This window comes from Undibacterium sp. FW305-107, from assembly GCF_058788535.1.
In genome coordinates, this window is the sequence record NZ_JBYTAV010000001.1 from 533,889 (window position 1) to 553,320 (window position 19,432).

Below are 19,432 nucleotides of genomic sequence, written 5' to 3' on the forward strand. Positions count from 1 at the left end.
TTTACCGCCCCAAATCACCCAACTTCTATTTGGCTTTCACTGCCCCCTGCTCTGTCTGCGGAAAACTCTGTATCACTTCGCCTTTGTCATCGAGGAAGTTCAGCATGGCCTGGCCTTCTGGCGTCACCATCATCATGATGCGCGCCTTGCCCTTGGCATCTGCCATGATGATGGCTGATGATTTGCCGCGAGTCTTGCCGATGAACATGCGGTTGGTTTGCTGGCCGCCAGCGTCTTTCCACTTCTGCAGCAACGCATCTTTCTCTGGCCCGGCCGGGGCTTTTTCATAGGCCTGGTACAAACCGTCGTAGTCTTTTTGCAGGCCACGGTCATAGATCTTGAGACCAGATTCCATGGTGCCGCCGCTCTCGTAATGACCGAGCGAGAGTTGCTGGTCGCCGCCAAATCTGTCCATCGAGAAATGCATGCCCGCGACAGGCTTGCCCTTATCGTCAAGCTTGCCATCAAAGATAAAGCCGCCATTTTCATCACCCTGAGCATTATAGAAAATCATGCCTGGGCGTTGCGGTCCGCTGCGCTTGCTTTGCTTGCCGTCGGTGACAGGCTCAGGCAGACGCAGGTGATTGGCGATGACCATCTCATGTTTACCTTCAGGCGTGACGATGTTGATGCGCTCTACATCGATTTCTGAAAATTTGCCACGGTTTTCAGTATTGACTGCAGCAGTAAGCAACATGACGCCCAGCCCTGCCCCGGCGATGGTCAACACCTGTTTAAGCAAGCGGTTTTGGCGTGTCAATTGTGTGATGAGTTCTTGTTGCTGGGTCATGCTGTCTCCTTTGGTATGTTGAATATTGATGCGACTGTCTTAGTGAATTGTTGCAGCGCCCGTGCATAGTAAAAGTCCTGGGCATAGCAAGACCAGTTAGCTGCGACTAGTGGAAAGATGCGGGTATTGAATGGCAGATAAGAACGATGAACGGGGCAGCAGACTTAAGTCTGTACAGGCGAATCTGGCTTGCAGGTACAATATCGCCATACCAGTAACACAGACCACGCAGCACACATCAATATCATGCTCTTTCACCTGATCAGCATCCCATCTGAAGATTTGCGTGCTCTGGCAGCCTCTGCCCTGCCAGACATGCATGGCTATAGCTGTGCCGTGGATGCGCTGCCACCGCACTTTGTTGCCTCCCGGGCGCTGGAACAAATGGCAGCCGGTGTACCTGTCTACTGGTGCAGCACCTTTTATATAGTCGAGACGACAAACCGGCACATCGCCGGCAGTTGCGGTTTCAAGCATGCACCCAGGGATGGCATGGTGGAGATAGGTTATGGTATTTCACCCGAATGCAGAAAACGGGGCGCTGCCACAGCCGCCGTGCAGGCTTTACTGCAACTGGCCTTTGAGGGTGGTGCCACGCAAGTGATGGCTCAAGTCAATCCAGATAATCTGGCATCAACCACGGTCGTGCAAAAGCTGGGCTTCGTTAATACTGGCAGTTATGCTGACGAGGCGCAGGAGACGCTGGTGCGATGGTGTTTCAACCGGGATATGCGTGCTGAGGCATTGGCTAACTCTCATGAGCGGAGACACGGGCAATGATACGCGTAATGCTTTTATTCATCAGTGCATTGGGCAGCCTGTTATTCGGCGCGGCATTTGTGCTGTCTTATATCAATCCCGTGATGGTGGAAAACGCGGCACGCGAAGTCGTGCGCATGGAAGTGGAAAAGCGCGTTAATGAAAAACTGCATACCCTGCAAGACAGTAACATCATGGGACTGGCAAACCGTATTGCCAGCCGCCAGAATGCCGAGATAGAAGACATCAAACAACAACTCGCTGCAGGTCTGCCCGCAAAAATCGCTGGCATAGTGGCAGAGATGGGCAGGCTTGACTGCCCGTGCCGCCAGAAGATAGAGAAATCCATTACGACAGGACTGGAAGAGCGCAGCCTGAGACTGGCAAAACTGAATGACAAATTGAACGACCTGATACGCAGCAAGTACATGGAAGTGGCACAAGCCCTGACGAGAGAATTCCGTATCTTTAGCGCTGCCAATGCCATGGTATTTATCCTGCTTGCAGCCACTGTCAGCTTGCGGCCGCGCGCCAGCGTGCAATTATTGTTGCCCGCTTCAGTACTGCTCGGTGCTGCCGCTATCACTGCCTTTTTCTACCTGTTTAAACAGGATTGGTTACATACCATTGTTTTCGCTGACTATGTGGGTCTGGCTTATTTTTCCTATCTGTCGTTGGCGATGGCCTGTCTGGCTGATGTCGTATTCAACAAGGCAAGGATATGCAGCGCAATAATCAACGGTGCGGCGCAAGTTGTGGGGGCGTCATTCCATGTATTGCCTTGTTGAATCAGGTTCAGGCAGTCTCATCAAATAAACGTAAGGCCAGCAAGCCATGTCCAACGGCAGCACCTGCACGCAGGGCAGCGGCGATGAAGACGGTTTCGGCAATTTCTTCCCGCGTTGCCCCTGCTCTGGCTGCATTCTTGCTGTGCGTGTCTATGCAATAGGCGCACTGGGTAGTCAGGGCAACAGCAATGGAAATCAGCTCGCGGTATTTTTCCGGGATGGCACCATCTGCTCTTTCTGCCGTGGTCTTGAGTGCCAGAAAGGCCTGAGCTTCTTTAGGGGCAAGGCTGATAAGGTCTTTGGCCTTGGCCAGGTCTTGCGGGTTTTGGTAAGTGCTCATATTGATTCCTTTCAGGGGGCTGGTTGATATCTGCTTGTATGACAAGAGTGCGCAGCGAGCTAAAAGGGTTCATTTAATTATGCATTTCCTGAAAAATATATCGGGAAGATATAATTTCCATGCTGCTGTCAAACTTGTGGGTAAGCAATGAAAATGAAGATATTTCGCCTGTTCTTTGGATTATTGCTGTCAGGCTGTGGGATAGAGGCAATCATGAGGGCCAGGTCTTACAATGTGCCAGACCCTGACATGGCAATTATCCTGGTGATACTGGGTGTGTTCTATCTTTTGGGCGGCATAGCCTTACTGCAAAAGAAAATGTTCACAAACCAGGTGGCTGCGCGATATTTACTGATCTATGCCTTGCTGGTATTTCCATTGACCTTGGCAATCCCGCTGTTGACGATCTATAGCGAAAATATGAAGGTGCCACATACCCGTTATTTTTTTGGTGACTTCTATGCTTATGGGCCGATGATATTGGCGCTGGTCTTTGCGGTGAATTTAAGGGAAGCCGACAAGGTTCAATTCAAGCCTTACTATATGAAGGTATTTAAACTTTCCGGGCTGGCCGCCTTGTTTGTCGTCTTTTTGGTGCTGCATGAAGTGGTATATGTCATGGCGCACATGGTTTGAGTGACATGGTAGCCCCTGCTGCTCAATGAGGGCATTCCATATCGGCCTGCGAACTTATTTCGTCGCCTTGTCAATTGCCCGGTTCATGGCCTTCAGGCGCAGGTCTTCATCAGCCGCACTGGAAGCGGGAGCGTTTTTACCCAGTGCCTGTTCCATGATTTTTTTCTTCATCTCTTCATTGCTCATGGAAGCCGGGTAGTTATTATCCGCGCTCTTACCGCCATCTTCTCTGGCGACCGCAGTTTTTGGCGGCTCCATGCCTTTGGAGTCGTTGAGCTTGATTTTTTTGGTGGTGGGATTGGTATCCAGGCACAAGGTGTCTGAATACACGGTCTTGCCATCAATCGTGCAGCGGCGTACGCCTTCGCTGGTAGTGGCGGCCTGGCGCATGCCCGGGCCCTCGCTGCTGTCAGTTGGCAGGCCGGTGCTGTCTTTGACGTCATTGCCGATGACGGCAGCAGCTTTGCCAAAGCGTGCCCACACGTCTTGCATGGGCAGGTGACCATAGCGCATGTAATACAGGAAAGCCATGCCCAGTGCCGCCACCAGCATGGAGAGGATGGCGACTGCGACAAGACTGAGACCGCGTTGTTTTGTATATTTCATGGCAGTTCGGAGTTATTCATGCGCTGCAGGATAATTTCGCTACGTCTTTGCAAATAGCCAGAGCCCGGGTTTTTATAAAAGTAGCGTGGTTTGGGCAACATCACTGCCAGCCTTGCTGCCTGGGACGGGCTCAGATTGGCGGCACTGGTACGATAATAATTTTGGGCTGCCGCTTCCGCGCCGAAGACACCCACACCCCATTCTACGACATTCAGGTAAATCTCAAGGATGCGCTGTTTGTCCATGCATTTTTCCAGCATATAGGTGATGATCAACTCCTCACCCTTACGGAAATAACTGCGGTCAGGTGAGAGAAACAGGTTCTTGGCCAATTGCTGGGTAATGGTAGAACCGCCAGAAACGACCTTGCCTTTTTTCTGGTTTTTTTCGTAAGCGGCTTGCATGGCTTCCCACTCCACACCCTCATGATCGACAAAGCCATCATCTTCTGAAGCGATGACGGCACGCTTGAGATGATTGGAGATGCGGTTATACGGTACCCATTTATGCTTAAGTTGAAAGTCTGGCTTTTTCTCTTGTAAGACATCCAGTTGCTGACGCATGAAACTGGTAGAGGTCGGGTTATGGTCTATCCACCACCATACATGCGCCAGATAATAGGCTTGCAAAAGCGTAAACAATAGCAAGGGCACGAGCACCAGCCAAAACAGGAGACGGCCAAATAATTTCATGCCTGGCTCGCTAGCAGGGTCGCACGCATTTCTGCCAGTACTTGAGCTGATGGCGGGCGCACGTCGCGCCACAGCGCAAAGGCTTCTGCTGCCTGTTCTACCAGCATGCCCAGGCCATCGCGGCATTGGGCGCCATGGTTGGTGGCCAGCCGCAAAAATGCAGTGGGGGCAGCGGAATACATCATGTCGTAGGCCAGCGTGTCTTTGCCAAATACTGTCGCAGCCAGAGGCGGCACATCGTCGTTGATGCTGGCAGATGTGGCATTGATGATGATATCAAAGGGTTGTTGCAAGTCTTCAAAACGACAGGCTTGCAGTTCGCAACTATCACTCAGGCTGCACGCCTGTTGCTGCAAATCCTGTGCTTTGGCGAGAGTGCGGTTAGCGATGGTCAATGACGCGGGTTGCTCCTGCAACAGCGGCAGCAAGGCACCACGTGCCGCACCACCCGCACCCAGCAAGAGCAGGCGCTTGCCGCGCAGGCTGACACCGGCATTACGTACGATATCGGCCACCAGGCCTATGCCGTCAGTATTGTCGCCATAGATGCGGCCTTGCTCGAACTTGAGGGTGTTAACGGCACCGGCAATCCTGGCGCGTTCACTTAATTCAGTGGCCAGTGCAAAGGCTTCCAGCTTGAAAGGCAGGGTGACGTTGGCTCCCTTGCCACCTTTTGCGATAAAGTCATGGACAGTGCTGGCAAAGCCATCCAGCGGTGCCAGCAGGCGCTGGTAATCAACTTGCTGGCCTGTCAGCTCAGCAAAGCGGGCATGGATGGCGGGTGACTTGCTATGCGCAATCGGGTTGCCTATGACGACATACTGGTCAGTGTTCAATTTGGCCCCTTGCGCAATTCAGTTTCCAGTTGCTGTTCGCGGGTGAATTTGAAGCGGGCAAACATGATGAAGACTTCATTACTGTCTGGCCCCAGACTGGCTTTTGGATAGTGCCCAAATGGCCCGGAACGACGGACAATACGCAGCGCAGCCGCATCCAGCGCCTTGTCGCCGGAAGAGACTTCTATGCGTGGGCCGCCTTCTTTTTCATAGATGGTGCCATCCTGGAAAATGGGGATGGAAATAAACATTTCACCATACAGTTTCTTGCCATCCTTTTGCGGGAAGTTCAGCGTACCTGTATCTTCTATGCGTTTTTGCACAGCCTTGTAATAAATCGCATGGTCCAGGCGTTTGGTGCTGGGCGTGATATAAGTTTTGCGCGGGCGCTTGTTCTGGTCTTCTATGGTTTGCGAAATTTCTGCAGCCATGCGCGCCAGCGCCTTGGTGGTATCGACGTTATCTGCACCAGTGGACGGCTGGGGCTTGTCTTCCGTATTTTTCTTTTCCTGCTTCTCTTGACGGAAGTTGTCCTTGAGTTTGGCCTGATCCAGCAATTGCTTTTGCTGCTCTTCCAGTTCGGCAATCTTGCGGCTATTGGTTTGCAAGGCATCGCCGTCTTCGCTACGCTTCATGTCTGGCAAGGGAGATTTGCTACGTCCGCTATCATGCGCGCCACCACCGTCAAGGTCTGCCTGTGCCAATGCTTCCGCCGTGACTGGCGGTTTGGCATGCTTGGAGTTGACGAGGATGATTTCCAGGTCAGCATCACGCGGCTTGTTGTCTATGGTTTTGGGCATGACAAAATGCACCAGCAAAGCCAGCGCGTGCAAGACCAGCGAAGCAGTAATGGCAACCGTGAAAATCAGGTTTTCATGGTTGGCTTTGCCTGCCCCCAATTTGATGGTTTGAGACTTGGCTGAGTCGCTTTTTACTTTGCTGCCAGCAGTTGCAGCACCAGTAACAGAGCTTACTGATGCGACGGATACAGCCTCACCTGCCTTTGCAGGCTGATCTTGCTCGCCAGGCAGATTTTCTTGTTTGACCTGTTTCGCAGGCTTGGTTTTTTTATTCTGACTTTTCATTACTAGGCTTGTGGCTGTTCTTCGTCTGGAGTATTCGCGTCGTCATTTGCAACATCAGTTGCAACGTCTGCTGTCGCGCTCTCCGCCTCTGCTACTGTCTCTGTCACTTCTGCAGGTGCGCCTTCTTCTGCACTGAAGTCTTCTGCGACTTCTGTGCTGGTTTCATCGTCCAGTTCTTCTTCATCCAGTTCGGTGACGGTGGACAGCAATTCCAGCAGGCGGGCTTCGACTTCAAGATCAACTTCATCCCAGCGCAGGATATCCAGCCTGACCTGGGCACCGCGTGCAGTTTGTGGCATACCCGGTAAACGGATGATGAGCGGAATATCGACCAGACGCAAGACTTCGTCTTTCAAAACAACAGCTTCGACCTGACGCTGCTCTTGCTGACCCAGCCAGCGCAGGCACCAGTAACGTTCCATATTGTTCTGGAAATCAGCATAGGCGGCATAAGCTGCATCAAAGCCGGAGACTATCGCAAACAGGTCAGCATCCTTGGGTTTGAAGGTAGCGACCAAAGGTGCCGTAATGCCATGCTGTACGCAGGCGATAATTTGCCATTGATTGACCAGATCGGTATAGCGGCGCAACGGCGATGTGCTCCAGGCATATTGATCCACGCCCAGGCCCTGATGCGGTGCCGCATGTGTCAGCATGCGCACCTGCATGCGTGCTGTCCAGCCGCCGGGGCCACGGCCACCGGCCACGCCCTGGGCGCGGTAGATGCCAGGGATGCCATGGTCAGCCATGAGTTTGCCCCAGGTACTGTTGGCAAAGATCATCAGCTCGGCCACGATCTTGTCCAGCGGCGCACCACGTTTTCGGCGCACGATGGAAACCACGTCATCTTCTACATAGAAATTGAAATCGACGCGGTTATTTTGCTCAGGCTTCATGCCAAAGCTCTCACGCTTGGCCATACGCCCCTGTTCCAGCACTTGTGCCCATTTCCACAGTTGCGCGATATCGGCCTTGTGCGGATATTCACCGGCATCATTGGCCAGGTTATCTTCAGTGACCAGAGCATCCAGGTCATTGTGGCGCAGGTTGCTGGCCATGGGCACTGCTTCTACCTTGGTCTCAGTGCTGATGACGGACCAGTCTTCGGTATTCAGGGTTGCATACAGTGACACCGCCGGTCGGGTCTGGCCTGCACCCAGGGTGTAAGTATTGACCAGCTCATCCGGCAGCATGGTGATCTTGTCGCCCGGCATATACACGGTAGACATGCGGCCACGGGCAATATGGTCGATCGCGTCACCGCGCTGTATGCCCAGGGCAGGCGCGGCAATATGTATGCCGACGCGCAACTGGCCATTGCCGATATCGACGACAGAAAAGGCATCATCAATCTCGGTGGTAGTCACGTCATCGATAGAGAAAGCCTGTACATCAGCCACGGGCAGATCAGCAGGCAAGGCCGGTATGGTAATGGCCGGAAAACCCACGCCCTTGGGGAAATGCTCGTAATGGAATTTGGCCAGATGCAGATGCTTGGGGCTGGCAATGCCACCCACAGCCAGCATCAAACGTTGCGGCGACATTTGCATGACATCGCAGGCTTCTGCCAGGGCTTTGTATTCTATGCTGTTCTTGTCGGGCTTGAACAAGAGTTGCAGGGCCAGCGATTTCATCGCCTCTGGCAAATGGTTTTGCTTGAGTTCTTCGACATAGCCAGCCTGTATCAGGGCTTGCTGTTTTTTCTTTTCTATACCGGCGAGTGCGGCTTTTAGCGATGCTTCAGGCGCAGCCTTGTAGCGGCCACGGCCTTTTTTGTAGAAATAGACCGGCGCATTATGCAAGGCATAGATCAGGCCTGCGGCTTCGACAGGCTGCGGTGCGTGGCCAAAATATTCTGTGCCCAGTTCAGCAAAGCCAAATTCTTCCTGCCCGGCGACTTCCCATAAAAATTCCAGGTCTATCTCAGCAGCAGCAGCCTTGGCCTGTTCGATCAGGCTGGAGGGATCGGGAGAGGCGAATTGCAACAGCACATCCTTGGCTTTCACCTTGGTCCGCTTGCCACTGGCCATCTCGACCTGATAAGCCTCACCAGCATGCGTCATGATGCTGCCTGCCTTGAAATCACCGGATTCTTCGAAAAATAAATTCATTCAATACTTCTTTAATATTGTTTATGACCAAAAAGCTCAACACAGAGACACGGAGAAAGACAGGAAAAAATCCTGGATCTTTACTGCTTCTTTTTTATTCTCTGCGTCTCTTGTTTAAGATGTCTGTTGTTCTATATTTACTTTGCTTTTATCAGCAAAGCGGAAAATTATTCATATGCCTATTTCATTTCCCTCCCCCTTGAAGGGGAAGAAGTAAATACATTGCAGCTTGCGTTTTGGCTTTATCAGTTTGCCACGAACGCCGCTGGTGTCGCCAGCCGATGGATTCCTGCCTTCGCAGGAATGACGACTTTGAGAGAGCTGCCTCATTAATACGGTACCGCCTTGTTTCTCTCTACGTCCTTTTTGCATTTCTCTGTGCCCTCTGTGTTGAGCGGTCTTCGGCCTTACCGCTTTTCAATAATCCGCAAACCCTCAACCCCCGGCAAAAACACTTCCGTCACCTGCAAACACCCACCCTTGCGCCAGAACAGAGACCGGCGTGCCAGCATGCTATGCACACCTGCCAACTCCGGCTGTCTTGCCACGATGCGGCGTATCAACGGGTGACTCTGTCTTAGCCTGGCGTAATGCAATTCACCACGGCGCACCAGCGGGTCGTTGAACAAGGTGCTGCCCAAAGACTTTTCACCAAGCGCATGAAACAGCGGCCATTCATTGGCCGTAGCACTCAACGGGACGATGGTGTGACCATACACCATGGCCACACCATCGCAACGCAAAAACACTTCGCGCTCATGGACTTTCATGGCGCGGGCCAAACCTATAGCAGCATATTCATCCTGCAGGCACACTGCCTTGTGCTGCGACAAACGCTGCACGCGAAACTGCTGGCACCGTGCCACCAGCCTGGCCGTCAGTGAATCGCGGTTACTGAGCCAGTCTTCCATCAGCGCGCTGGTATCAACTGCATTCACATGGGCATACCATTGCGCGGCCAGCGGTCGCTGCATTTGCTTACTTGTCCGCAAACCTGTGTGCAAAATTGCTGCTTCCAAATCAGGCCCTGCCATCTGCAAAGGCCATCACCTGATCCAGGTAATCGGCAAATTCAGCAATGCCATGGTCGCTGCCTTCAATCACGAGCTGTCTGGCTTGCGGATAATGGGCGACCATTTCGCGCCAGTCCAGCACTTCGTCACCGGTAGCGGCCATCAAAAAATAACGCTCAGGCCGGGTGATCTTTTCCACAGCCAGGGCGCGCAACTCAGCCATGTATTCAGCCTTGAATTCAAATACGCGGTCGCTATGATAATAAGTTGTCACACCAACATAGCTCTCCAGATCACGTGGCGGCTTGACGGCGGGGTTCAGCAAGATAGCTTTGCAACCGTATTTTTCTGCCAGCCAGGTCGCATAATAACCACCCAGCGACGAGCCTATGATGCAGATGTCTTCTGCCTTGTGCCCTGCCAGTAAAGCCTCAGCCTGTTGTATCGCCAGCGCTGGCGAAGGTGACAGGTCGGGGCAGGCTATCTCTTCGCTACGGCCCAGCTTCGCCATATGCGCAAGCATGACACGCGCCTTGTAAGAATCAGGCGATGAACGAAAGCCGTGCAGGTAGAGAATCATGCTGCAATCGCCTGTTTACCTGCTTGCTGCGCACGGTCTTGCAGGGCATCCAGCAATTTTTGATGGATGCCACCAAAGCCGCCATTACTCATGATGAGTACATGGTCACCAGCCTTGGCTTTGCTGACGATATCCTGCACCAGTTGATCTATCTTGTGATGACAGGCGACCTTGTCACCCAGTGGCGCCAGTGCTTCTGCCAGATCCCAGCCTAAAGCTGATTTGCCGTCTGCCTCGCCAAAACCAAATACCAGGTCAGCCTGCTCCAGGCTACCAGGCAAGGCCTGTTTCATGGTGCCCAGCTTCATGGTGTTTGAGCGCGGCTCCAGCACGGCCAGGATGCGGGCATCGCCAACCTTGTGGCGCAAACCTTCCACCGTCGTGGCAACGGCTGTAGGGTGATGGGCGAAATCGTCGATGACGGTGACGCCATCAGCGACACCGCGTACTTCCATGCGGCGCTTGACGCTGACAAACTGGGCCAGCGCTTCGATCGCGATTTCTGGTGTGACGCCGACATGGCGGGCAGCGGCTATCGCGGCCAGCGCATTTTGTCGGTTATGTTCGCCATTCAAATTCCATTGCACCTTGCCTTGCAACTGGTCATTGAAATAGACATCAAAGTCTTCACCGTCTTGCATGAGCAGACGCCAGGCCTGGTCATTGCCAAAGAATTCTTTTTCACTCCAGCAGCCGCGTTTCAGGACACGTTCCAGTGCGGCATTATTGCCATTCACGATCAGACGGCCTACACCGGGTACGGTGCGCACCAGATGGTGGAACTGGGTTTCTATGGCCGCCACATCGGGGAAGATGTCGGCATGGTCATATTCCAGATTGTTGAGCACGGCTGTCTTGGCATGGTAATGCACGAACTTGCTGCGCTTGTCGAAGAAGGCAGTATCGTATTCATCAGCCTCGATGACAAAAAAGTCAGAGGCGTGGTTGCCCCACAAGCGGGCAGAGATACCAAAGTTCAGCGGTACACCACCGATCAGAAAGCCAGGCGAATATCCGGCATATTCCAGTATCCACGCCAGCATGGCAGATGTGGTTGTTTTGCCATGAGTACCAGCAACAGCGAGTACCCACTTGTCACGCAGGATATGTTCGCCCATCCATTGCGGGCCAGACACATAGGGCAAGCCGCGGTTGAGGATTTCTTCCATCAGCGGGTTGCCACGCGAGACGACATTGCCTATGACATACAAATCCGGTTCCAGCGCTATCTGCTCTGCCCCAAAACCCTGGGTCAGGCTGATGCCCTGGGATTCGAGCTGGGTGCTCATGGGCGGATAGACATTGGCATCACAGCCCGTCACTGTATGACCTGCTTCTTTTGCCAATACGGCCAGGCCACCCATGAAAGTGCCGCAGATACCTAAAATGTGAATATGCATAATTGAACCAAATTCCAGAATCCCGCAATTCTACCTGAGAGAAGGCATGTTCTTGTCACCACTCGTAACAGAAGCTGAAAACCTATGAGTGCATAGACAAAAAATCTGCATTTTTCTGCATTGAGCAGTCTTGTTTTTGGATTTAGCCAAGGTTTCAGTTATGATTACCCCATGATGATCCATACACCTAATGAAGCAGAGAACCTGCGGGCAGAGATTGCCGCGCTGGCGGCGCGTATGATAGCCGAGGATGGGGCAGATTATGGTTCGGCCAAGCGCAAGGCGGCCAAGCAGTTGCTGGGCAACCATAAAGTCAAGGGTGATGTCATGCCTGACAATGCCCAAATCGAGCAGGAAGTACGCGAATACAATGAATTATTCTTTGGCGATACTCAGCCGCAGCGATTATTACACTTACGTCAACTTGCCCTTGAGCTGATGGAAGACATGGAGCGCTACAGCCCTTATATCGTTGGCGCAGTGCTGAATGGCACGGCAGGCAATCATTCCGATATTCATTTGCATTTATTTGCTGACAATACCAAGGATGTTGCCATCTACCTATTAAACAAAGATGTGCAATTTGAAGTTTCAGAAAGTTTCAATAATCGCAATGAAAGTATAGAAACACTGAGTTTCATGTACAAAAACGAAGGGGTACATCTGGTGCTACAAGATCAGGATGCCATACGCAGCGGTCACGGCAAGAGCACTGAGCGCGCCAATGCCGCTGCTTTGCGGGCGATTATGGCAGAGGCTGAGACAGCAGATTGAGCATCTGCACAAAAATCGCCTGAAGCAATCTTCCTGGCTTACCCCTCTACTCTGATTAATTCACCATTTACTGCGCCATGGCCGCTGCCGCCTTCTTGAAACGGGCTATACGTTCATCCGAAGGCGGATGACTGGCAGCGTAATTATTCATTGCACGTAACCATTTGGGCATCGCTTCAGTTCCAGACCGTTTGCGCTTCTCGCTCATTTCAGCTAATACATCAGCCAGGTGGCCGGGTGAAATCTTCCTTTGCACCAGTGCTGCAATGGCATAGGTATCGGCTTCAACTTCCATTTCACGGCTATATTCCTGGTTCAGCAAAGCCGCAGGTGCAAGGGCCGCAACCGAGCTGAAATCACCAAACATGCTACCCAGGGTGACCGTCAGCAAACCATTGCGCAACAAACGGCGCATGGCATGACGATGTTCTATATGGCCGATTTCGTGCGCCATCACACCTGATAATTCATCCGCCAGAAAACCCGTCAACTCGTTGCCGCCAGTACCAATGATGAGGGCAATCAACTGATCGGTAACAACCACGGTACCACCTGGCAGGGCAAAGGCATTCGGGCCGATTTGCGGCGAGTTGCGTACTTCCAGGTGTACCGGCACCTGTGCATCCTTGTTGCGCAAGCGACGCAATAATTGTTCGGCCTGCGCTATTGTGCGGTCATCAAGCTTGCTTGGTTTCAGCATGGATTGGTCCAGCACATTCATTATTTCGGCACCGAGGGCGCGTTCATAGCTGACAGGGACCAGAACTGCAAGCTTGTCGGCCAGCACAGGCACACCCCATTTATAAGCCGAGAACAAAATACCCGCCATGACGACAATCGCCAGCAAGGCTGCCTGCCATTTGTGCTGCCATCGCTCTACGATGGATGGGTGATAGCCAAGATACGCGAGCAGGCTTTGCTTGTCAGCCTGCGCGTGAATTTCACAATGGCTGCCATCAGCAAAATTGAGTATGCATGGCGCATCCTGAAAAGCTTCTTCCAGTTGCAACTGGCTCCTGTCTATCTGTCTGTCTATACCCTCGCCTGTCAAACTGATTCCGCTAGCCTGAAAATGCAGGATGACCTTGTGCAGCAAAGCCCGGTGATGGTCAAAATAATGTGCTTGTATCATGAATGCTTTCTACCAGGACAAATCAAAACCAAACAAATCTGCGGTACTGTCACCACTGGCCTGGCCGACTTGCCCTGATTTTCCCGTCTGCGCAACTGGCGCGTGCTGTGCTGCCAGCAACTGCTCAAAACCGGTCGCTTTCAAACTGACATGCTGCAAACGGAAGCGATAAATATTCACAACCGCAAATGGCCGGTACAAACCGAGCGTCAACATGGTCAGGATGAGGTTCTTTACCTGCATAAAATAAAAAGCCTTGTAGGGCAAATGTGAGTCTATTGCCATGCCAGGGAAACGGGTGGCATTCCAGGACTTGTTCCAGATTTTGACTTGCAATAAAGTACTACCACTGAGGAAGATAATATAGGCCAGCAATATCACCAAAAATCCTAGCGGGAACAAGAGCCAGCCATACATCTCCATAAAAAATTTATAGTTGTCCGGGGTATGGTTTTTGAGCGTGGCGATGAAAATGGCACTGCCCATCCCTACCATCATGACAAAGATCAGCAAGACCAGTCCGACAGCAAAATAAGCCCATAAAAAAGAGTTACTGGTGAGTTTGCAACTACTTTTCAAATCTGCAAAAGCCAGTTCATTATGCTGATACATGCGCATGCGTGCATGCAGCCAGGGCCAGCTTAAATAAGGGATGAAAGCAAGTGCCACAACCTCGGGCCGACGTGGCATCAAAACGCCGAGCAAACCCGGCAATAACACCATCAGGCCGACTGGAAAATACGTTCTGTAAGCACCCGCAAGTGTGCCGTGAAATTGACAGCGCAGACCAAGGTAACTGGTGTTGCGCAAGCGAAAACGCAAGGCACTGCGCATCATCCACGGCACGCCCAGCAAGAAAATGGCAAACAGACTCAGCGCCAGTGTTTTTGAAAAAGTGAACAGGTAGTGATAGCAGAACAGCATTAGCACTGCGATGACCCTGCCACGAAATATGATTTTAGGATCACCATGAAAATTGAAGACCGTGCCATTCAATTGGGTATTGCGGTCAAAATACTTGAGCCGCCTCACTTTTGCCCAGGCTGAATAAATACCCAAAGTCGCCAGGCTCAAACAGAGATTGACGATCCAGATGCGAAAATATTCTTTGCCTGTGCCAGTGAATGAAGGCTGGTATTCAGTATGCTGTTCTGCTATAAGTCCAGAGCTTGTATCTGCGGCAGCATCATGATCTGGGATAGTCATTGCGGGCAGAAGGTCTGCCGCAGGTGGCCACATATCTGTAGCCCCGGTTTGTATTTGCATGCCTGAAGTCTTTATGGTCTTAGCGTGTTTGCCCTGCCCTTTTGGCGGAGACAAGGAGAAATAACATAAGACTATCAGGTTTGAAAATTTTTGCTACAAGACTTCAATACAGGCTATTGCTTTAGCAAAACCTGGATTATATCGGCCATATGGACAGACATAATCATGGCAGGCATGTAAATGGCGCATCATGGATAAAATACGCCTACATGAAAGCCAGCTGCTTTCAGTGCCGGCAACTCAAAATACAATTTGATGCTGTGTTCACCACCAGCAGCAAAGCCTTTTTCCAGTTTATCTTTTTCTGTCAGATAATCAGCTGGAGTGAAAGCGCGTTGCAACAAGGGTTTATCTTTAACATCATTCAAGACCAGTTCTATATTCGGCCATGTCTGCGCTACATCACTCTGGTTCTGGATTTGCATGACCAGCATAAAGACATTACGTTCTGGTGCCAGATTTTGCAATTCATTCGAATCGACAAAAATCTTTTCTATCTGCGCGGGCAATGCCACCTGGCAGCTCAGGTATTTGCAGGCCTGCTGTAACCAGGGTTTGGCTTCTGGCACTCTGGCAGCGAGCTGGTTACGGAAAATATAGGCAGACTGCCCCAGCAATAATGGAATCAGTAAAACGATCATCAAACCCAGCATGATGTTGGCGATGCGTTTGCGGGAGCGCTGCTTTTCTGCCTGAATGACAAAGTTGGGTTTGGCTGCCTCTTCTTCAGGATCACTGCTGGAATCTTCATTGATGGCGGCCTGATTGGCGAGCGCGGCTTCAGCCTCACCTATATAGGAATCTTTGTGCAGCCCATCAGTAGCATCATCATTGATGGAAACCGCGTCATCAGGTGAAGCGACATCCGCATGATCTTTATGACGCCAGACCTTGCTGGTGCTGTGTGCATCCGCAATTTCAGTGGCAGCAAATTCTGGCAGTTTCTCTTTGCCATCCGCCGCATCTTCTACGGCTTCGCTGACTGACCAGTCAGCTGTTGGCGGGTCCATCAGGGCGGCACGGGTTTCCAGTTCTATGCGGGACAGATCGGCTTCCTGCACCTCCTCAGACGGCAGCAAAAAGCCGCCATCACCGAGGTCAAAATCGAGAGCCGATGAGCTACTGATTACAGGTTCCTTTTTTAAACCTGCCGGTTCAGGGTCAGCCTTGAGCTGGCTGAGAGGGTCGAGCACAGGCTCAAGCTTCTGCGTCTCTGCGGTGATGAGCGCCGTGCTGATTGGAGTAAGCACAGCAGGAGTAACCACGGCGGACCCGACTGCCGCAGGAATATCCCTGGGCATGTCAAAAGTTTCCGCCTCAAATTCCAGCTCGGCCTTGCTGATGGCGGCCAGCACTTTTGTTGCAGGCCTGGCCGTCGCGCTGCTTGCTGGCGTGCCGACAGCTGCGCCCCTTTCTGGCGGCACCAGACTGTCTGGCAAGAGCGTGTCTTCTTGCGGCAGCGCATCCGGCGGGAAGAAGCGGCCCACAGGAGTGACGGGAGCTGGCGGAACTATACGCGTCTGCTCGAAATTGGCCTCAGGTTCGATCAGGAACGCCAGATGTTCTGCCGGCACTGGCTTGGCGTCCAGCTTGGATTCTGGCTTGCTTTCTGCCACAACTTCGCTTGCCGTGGCAGACATGACTGGTTTTGCTGCTGGCGCTGGCACCGCTGCACTGACTTGCGGCCTGGCAGTCATAACATTATTTGTCGCTGCCGTTGCCGGCGGTGATGACGACTGACTTGTAGCTGGCGCAGATGCAGGTGTTGACTTGCTGACTGGCGCTGGCGCAGGTTTTTGCCCCTCGACCGGAATCAGGTTTTCTACTGCATTAAAAGTTTGCTGGCATGAGCCACAGCGCACCAGGCCCGCATGCAACTTCAACTGATCATTGGCTACCTTGAAGGCAGTCTGACAGTGGGGGCAGCGGGTCGCCAGTGCCATAGTCGCCTCAGCTACTCAAAGAGCCAGACAACGCCACCCAGCCTTCATGCTCAGCCCAGACTGTGAGCTTGATGAAAGGCGCATACGCTGCTGCCACTTCTTCGGCCTGCCTTGCCAGCACGCCTGAAAGTATCAGTGAACCACCAGGAGCAACACGGCCAGCCAGCATCGGTGCCATGAGTTTCAAGGGACTGGACAGGATATTCGCCACGACCACATCAAATTTCTGCGATGCAGGATGAGCCGCACCAAAACCTTCTGGCAGTGCATATTCGATCTGGCAGCTATTGCGTTCAGCATTGAAGTTGGCAGATTCAATCGCTTGCGGATCAATATCCACACCAATGACACTCGCGGCACCCAGCTTGCTGGCGACCATGGCCAGAATACCGGAACCACAACCATAATCAAGCACAGACAAATCCTTGGGCGCATGCGCTTCCAGCCATTCCATGCACAGCTTGGTGGTCGGGTGGCTGCCAGTACCAAAGGCCAGGCCAGGATCAAGCTCCAGGATCAGGGCGTCAGGATCAGGGGCATCATGCCAGCTAGGCACGACCCAGATATTCTTGCCGATATGGATAGGAGCAAACTGCGATTGCGTCAGGCGCACCCAGTCTTGTTCTTCTACATTGCGGGTGATGTAGGCTGGCACGACAGTCAGGCCAATGGCAGCGGCGGCTTCAGCCACCAGTTCAGCGTGATCGGCATCGATATCGGCGAGCGCAACCACACGGCTGCGGTCCCACGCGGCTTCGTCAGGCTCCATACCTGGCTCACCAAACAGCGGACGTTCAGCATCCGTACCTTCATCGGCATCTTCCACGGACACCGACAAGGCACCCGCATCCATCAAAGCGTCCGACAAAGCCTCAGCCTGCTCACGCGCTACTTCTATGACTATTTCTATCCAGCCCATATTGCTACTTTCTTATACGACGTTATTACTTCAATAGCGAAAAGCTTACCACAGAGGTGGCAGAACAAAACCAAAAGCACAGGGAAAAACTTGTGTTTTCTCTGTGCTTCTTTTTGACGGAATTTTTGCATCCCGTCTATCCCGTAGGTTGGGCTACGCTTCATCAGCCCAACACTGGGCCTCAACAAACGTATACGTTATTCAAGCGCCGAGTGTTGGGCTGGTAAACCATAGCCCAACCTACAAAACTCAAACACTTTCCTCTGTGTCTCTGTATTGAGAGGTCTTTACTCCAAATTACTTAGACTTCTTCGACAACTCCGGCATATCTGCAAGCTTATGCTCAAGGTAGTGAATATTCGTACCACCTTCAATAAACCGCGCATCTATCATCAGTTCGCGATGCAGCGGGATGTTGGTTTGTATGCCTTCTACCACCATCTCTGACAAAGCAATCTGCATGCGGCGTATGGCCTGTTCGCGGGTTTCACCATAGGCGATGACCTTGCCTATCATGGAATCATAATTCGGCGGCACGAAATAGCCAGCGTAAGCATGCGAATCCACACGTATGCCAGGGCCACCCGGTGTATGCCAGGAAGTGATGCGACCAGGCGAAGGGGTGAACTTGAACGGATCTTCGGCATTGATACGGCACTCAATGGCATGGCCCTTGAGCGTAATATCGGTTTGCTTGAAGCGCAGCTTTTCATTGAAAGCGATGCGTATCTGTTCTTGCACGATATCAACACCGGTAATCATCTCTGTGACCGGATGTTCAACCTGCACGCGGGTATTCATTTCTATGAAATAGAATTCGCCGTTTTCGTACAGGAACTCAAAAGTACCTGCGCCACGATAATTGATCTTGCGGCATGCAGCAGCGCAACGGTCACCGATTTTTTCTATTATCTTGCGCGGGATGCCGGGTGCTGGTGCTTCTTCTATGACTTTTTGATGGCGGCGCTGCATGGAGCAATCACGCTCACCCAGCCAGATGGCATTGCCATGCTGGTCGGCCAGAATCTGGATTTCCACGTGACGTGGGTTTTCCAGAAACTTTTCCATATACACTTCAGGATTACCAAAGGCTGCGCCCGCTTCTGTCTTGGTCATGGTGACCGCGTTGAGCAGAGCCGCTTCAGTATGAACCACACGCATACCGCGCCCACCACCACCGCCAGCGGCCTTGATGATGACCGGGTAACCAACCTTGCGGGCGATTTGGACGATGGCTTTGGGGTCGTCGGGCAATGCACCTTCAGAACCGGGCACGCATGGCACGCCAGCCTTGATCATGGCATGCTTGGCGGATACCTTGTCACCCATCAGACGGATGGATTCAGCACGCGGACCGATGAAGACAAAACCGGATTGCTCTACACGCTCAGCAAAGTCGGCATTTTCAGACAAAAAGCCATAGCCTGGATGGATGGCCTGGGCATCAGTCACTTCAGCGGCGCTGATGATGGCTGGCATGCTCAGGTAACTCAGATTCGACGGAGCAGGGCCTATGCAAACAGATTCGTCGGCCAGCTTCACATATTTTGCTTCGCGGTCAGCTTCAGAGTGCACGACCACGGTTTTGATACCCATCTCGCGGCAGGCGCGCTGGATACGTAGCGCGATTTCACCACGATTGGCGATAAGAATTTTTTCAAACATGATTTAACTTTGCGGTGGCAATGGTTGCAATTGCGTGAGCAGAAAACCCTGTCCAGTATTATTGCCCTCAACACGGGCATTGGACTTCAGTTCGCGC

The 19,432-nt window shown here is 52.3% G+C and carries 19 protein-coding genes; 4 read left to right on the forward strand and 15 right to left on the reverse strand.

From position 1 onward, the window contains the following. Window positions 1-25: 25 nt before the first annotated feature. On the reverse strand, window positions 26-790 hold the full coding sequence (locus tag AC3WQT_RS02550; protein WP_492701935.1) for a hypothetical protein: 765 nt from the start codon (window positions 788-790) through the stop codon (window positions 26-28). 246 nt (window positions 791-1,036) lie between these two features. Between AC3WQT_RS02550 and AC3WQT_RS02555 the strand changes: the two genes are divergently transcribed. Continuing rightward, the gene (locus tag AC3WQT_RS02555) at window positions 1,037-1,570 is read left to right on the forward strand and encodes a GNAT family N-acetyltransferase (protein WP_492701937.1); all 534 of its coding nucleotides are present in this window, start codon (window positions 1,037-1,039) and stop codon (window positions 1,568-1,570) included. 8 nt (window positions 1,571-1,578) lie between these two features. Beyond that, the gene (locus AC3WQT_RS02560) at window positions 1,579-2,337 is read left to right on the forward strand and encodes a hypothetical protein (protein ID WP_492701939.1); all 759 of its coding nucleotides are present in this window, start codon (window positions 1,579-1,581) and stop codon (window positions 2,335-2,337) included. Window positions 2,338-2,344: 7 nt separating this feature from the next. Here the strand turns inward: AC3WQT_RS02560 and AC3WQT_RS02565 are convergent, their stop codons facing one another. Further along, entirely contained in the window at window positions 2,345-2,677 is a 333-nt protein-coding gene (locus tag AC3WQT_RS02565) for a carboxymuconolactone decarboxylase family protein (RefSeq protein WP_492701941.1), read from the reverse strand. 147 nt (window positions 2,678-2,824) lie between these two features. On the opposite strand from AC3WQT_RS02565, the gene AC3WQT_RS02570 reads away from it, so the two are divergent. Next, complete coding sequence (locus tag AC3WQT_RS02570) at window positions 2,825-3,313, forward strand: hypothetical protein (RefSeq protein WP_492701943.1); 489 nt, start codon at window positions 2,825-2,827, stop codon at window positions 3,311-3,313. Window positions 3,314-3,367: 54 nt separating this feature from the next. Here AC3WQT_RS02570 and AC3WQT_RS02575 read toward each other — a convergent pair whose 3' ends face one another. The 8 genes from AC3WQT_RS02575 to mpl all read right to left on the reverse strand — a co-directional run bounded on the left by AC3WQT_RS02575 (window position 3,368) and on the right by mpl (window position 11,636). Beyond that, window positions 3,368-3,919: a hypothetical protein gene (locus tag AC3WQT_RS02575; RefSeq protein WP_492701945.1), complete on the reverse strand. Its 552-nt coding sequence runs from the start codon at window positions 3,917-3,919 to the stop codon at window positions 3,368-3,370. Further along, window positions 3,916-4,611 (reverse strand): monofunctional biosynthetic peptidoglycan transglycosylase, encoded by a 696-nt coding sequence (gene mtgA, locus AC3WQT_RS02580; RefSeq protein ID WP_492701947.1) that lies wholly within the window; start codon window positions 4,609-4,611, stop codon window positions 3,916-3,918. Before mtgA ends, AC3WQT_RS02575 begins: the two co-directional genes overlap by 4 nt. Then, window positions 4,608-5,447 carry a shikimate dehydrogenase gene (aroE, locus tag AC3WQT_RS02585; RefSeq protein ID WP_492701949.1) on the reverse strand — a complete coding sequence of 280 codons (840 nt, stop codon included), beginning with the start codon at window positions 5,445-5,447 and terminating at the stop codon, window positions 4,608-4,610. Before aroE ends, mtgA begins: the two co-directional genes overlap by 4 nt. Continuing rightward, entirely contained in the window at window positions 5,444-6,532 is a 1,089-nt protein-coding gene (locus AC3WQT_RS02590; protein ID WP_492701951.1) for a TonB C-terminal domain-containing protein, read from the reverse strand. The genes aroE and AC3WQT_RS02590 overlap by 4 nt, the downstream gene beginning before the upstream one ends. Before the next feature lie 2 nt (window positions 6,533-6,534). Then, window positions 6,535-8,643, reverse strand: coding sequence for a ribonuclease catalytic domain-containing protein (locus tag AC3WQT_RS02595; RefSeq protein ID WP_492701953.1), 2,109 nt, complete (start codon window positions 8,641-8,643; stop codon window positions 6,535-6,537). Between the two features lie 407 nt (window positions 8,644-9,050). Next, window positions 9,051-9,617 (reverse strand): chorismate--pyruvate lyase family protein, encoded by a 567-nt coding sequence (locus AC3WQT_RS02600; RefSeq protein WP_492701955.1) that lies wholly within the window; start codon window positions 9,615-9,617, stop codon window positions 9,051-9,053. 46 nt (window positions 9,618-9,663) lie between these two features. Further along, a complete protein-coding gene (locus tag AC3WQT_RS02605; protein WP_492701957.1) occupies window positions 9,664-10,236 on the reverse strand; it encodes a YqiA/YcfP family alpha/beta fold hydrolase in 573 nt (190 codons plus the stop codon). Continuing rightward, a complete protein-coding gene (gene mpl, locus AC3WQT_RS02610) occupies window positions 10,233-11,636 on the reverse strand; it encodes a UDP-N-acetylmuramate:L-alanyl-gamma-D-glutamyl-meso-diaminopimelate ligase (RefSeq protein WP_492701959.1) in 1,404 nt (467 codons plus the stop codon). The genes AC3WQT_RS02605 and mpl overlap by 4 nt, the downstream gene beginning before the upstream one ends. Before the next feature lie 171 nt (window positions 11,637-11,807). On the opposite strand from mpl, the gene AC3WQT_RS02615 reads away from it, so the two are divergent. Next, window positions 11,808-12,410, forward strand: a complete 603-nt coding sequence (locus AC3WQT_RS02615) for a hypothetical protein (protein ID WP_492701961.1) — start codon at window positions 11,808-11,810, stop codon at window positions 12,408-12,410. 67 nt (window positions 12,411-12,477) lie between these two features. Here the strand turns inward: AC3WQT_RS02615 and AC3WQT_RS02620 are convergent, their stop codons facing one another. From AC3WQT_RS02620 to accC, 5 genes are all read right to left on the reverse strand, one after another. After that, on the reverse strand, window positions 12,478-13,542 hold the full coding sequence (locus tag AC3WQT_RS02620) for a M48 family metallopeptidase (protein WP_492701963.1): 1,065 nt from the start codon (window positions 13,540-13,542) through the stop codon (window positions 12,478-12,480). 9 nt (window positions 13,543-13,551) lie between these two features. After that, window positions 13,552-14,808: a YjgN family protein gene (locus AC3WQT_RS02625; protein ID WP_492701965.1), complete on the reverse strand. Its 1,257-nt coding sequence runs from the start codon at window positions 14,806-14,808 to the stop codon at window positions 13,552-13,554. A gap of 188 nt (window positions 14,809-14,996) precedes the next feature. Then, a complete protein-coding gene (locus AC3WQT_RS02630) occupies window positions 14,997-16,751 on the reverse strand; it encodes a DUF3426 domain-containing protein (protein ID WP_492701967.1) in 1,755 nt (584 codons plus the stop codon). A gap of 7 nt (window positions 16,752-16,758) precedes the next feature. After that, window positions 16,759-17,670 (reverse strand): 50S ribosomal protein L11 methyltransferase, encoded by a 912-nt coding sequence (prmA, locus tag AC3WQT_RS02635; protein ID WP_492701969.1) that lies wholly within the window; start codon window positions 17,668-17,670, stop codon window positions 16,759-16,761. Window positions 17,671-17,967: 297 nt separating this feature from the next. Next, a complete protein-coding gene (accC, locus tag AC3WQT_RS02640; RefSeq protein WP_492701971.1) occupies window positions 17,968-19,335 on the reverse strand; it encodes an acetyl-CoA carboxylase biotin carboxylase subunit in 1,368 nt (455 codons plus the stop codon). Window positions 19,336-19,432: the final 97 nt, after the last annotated feature.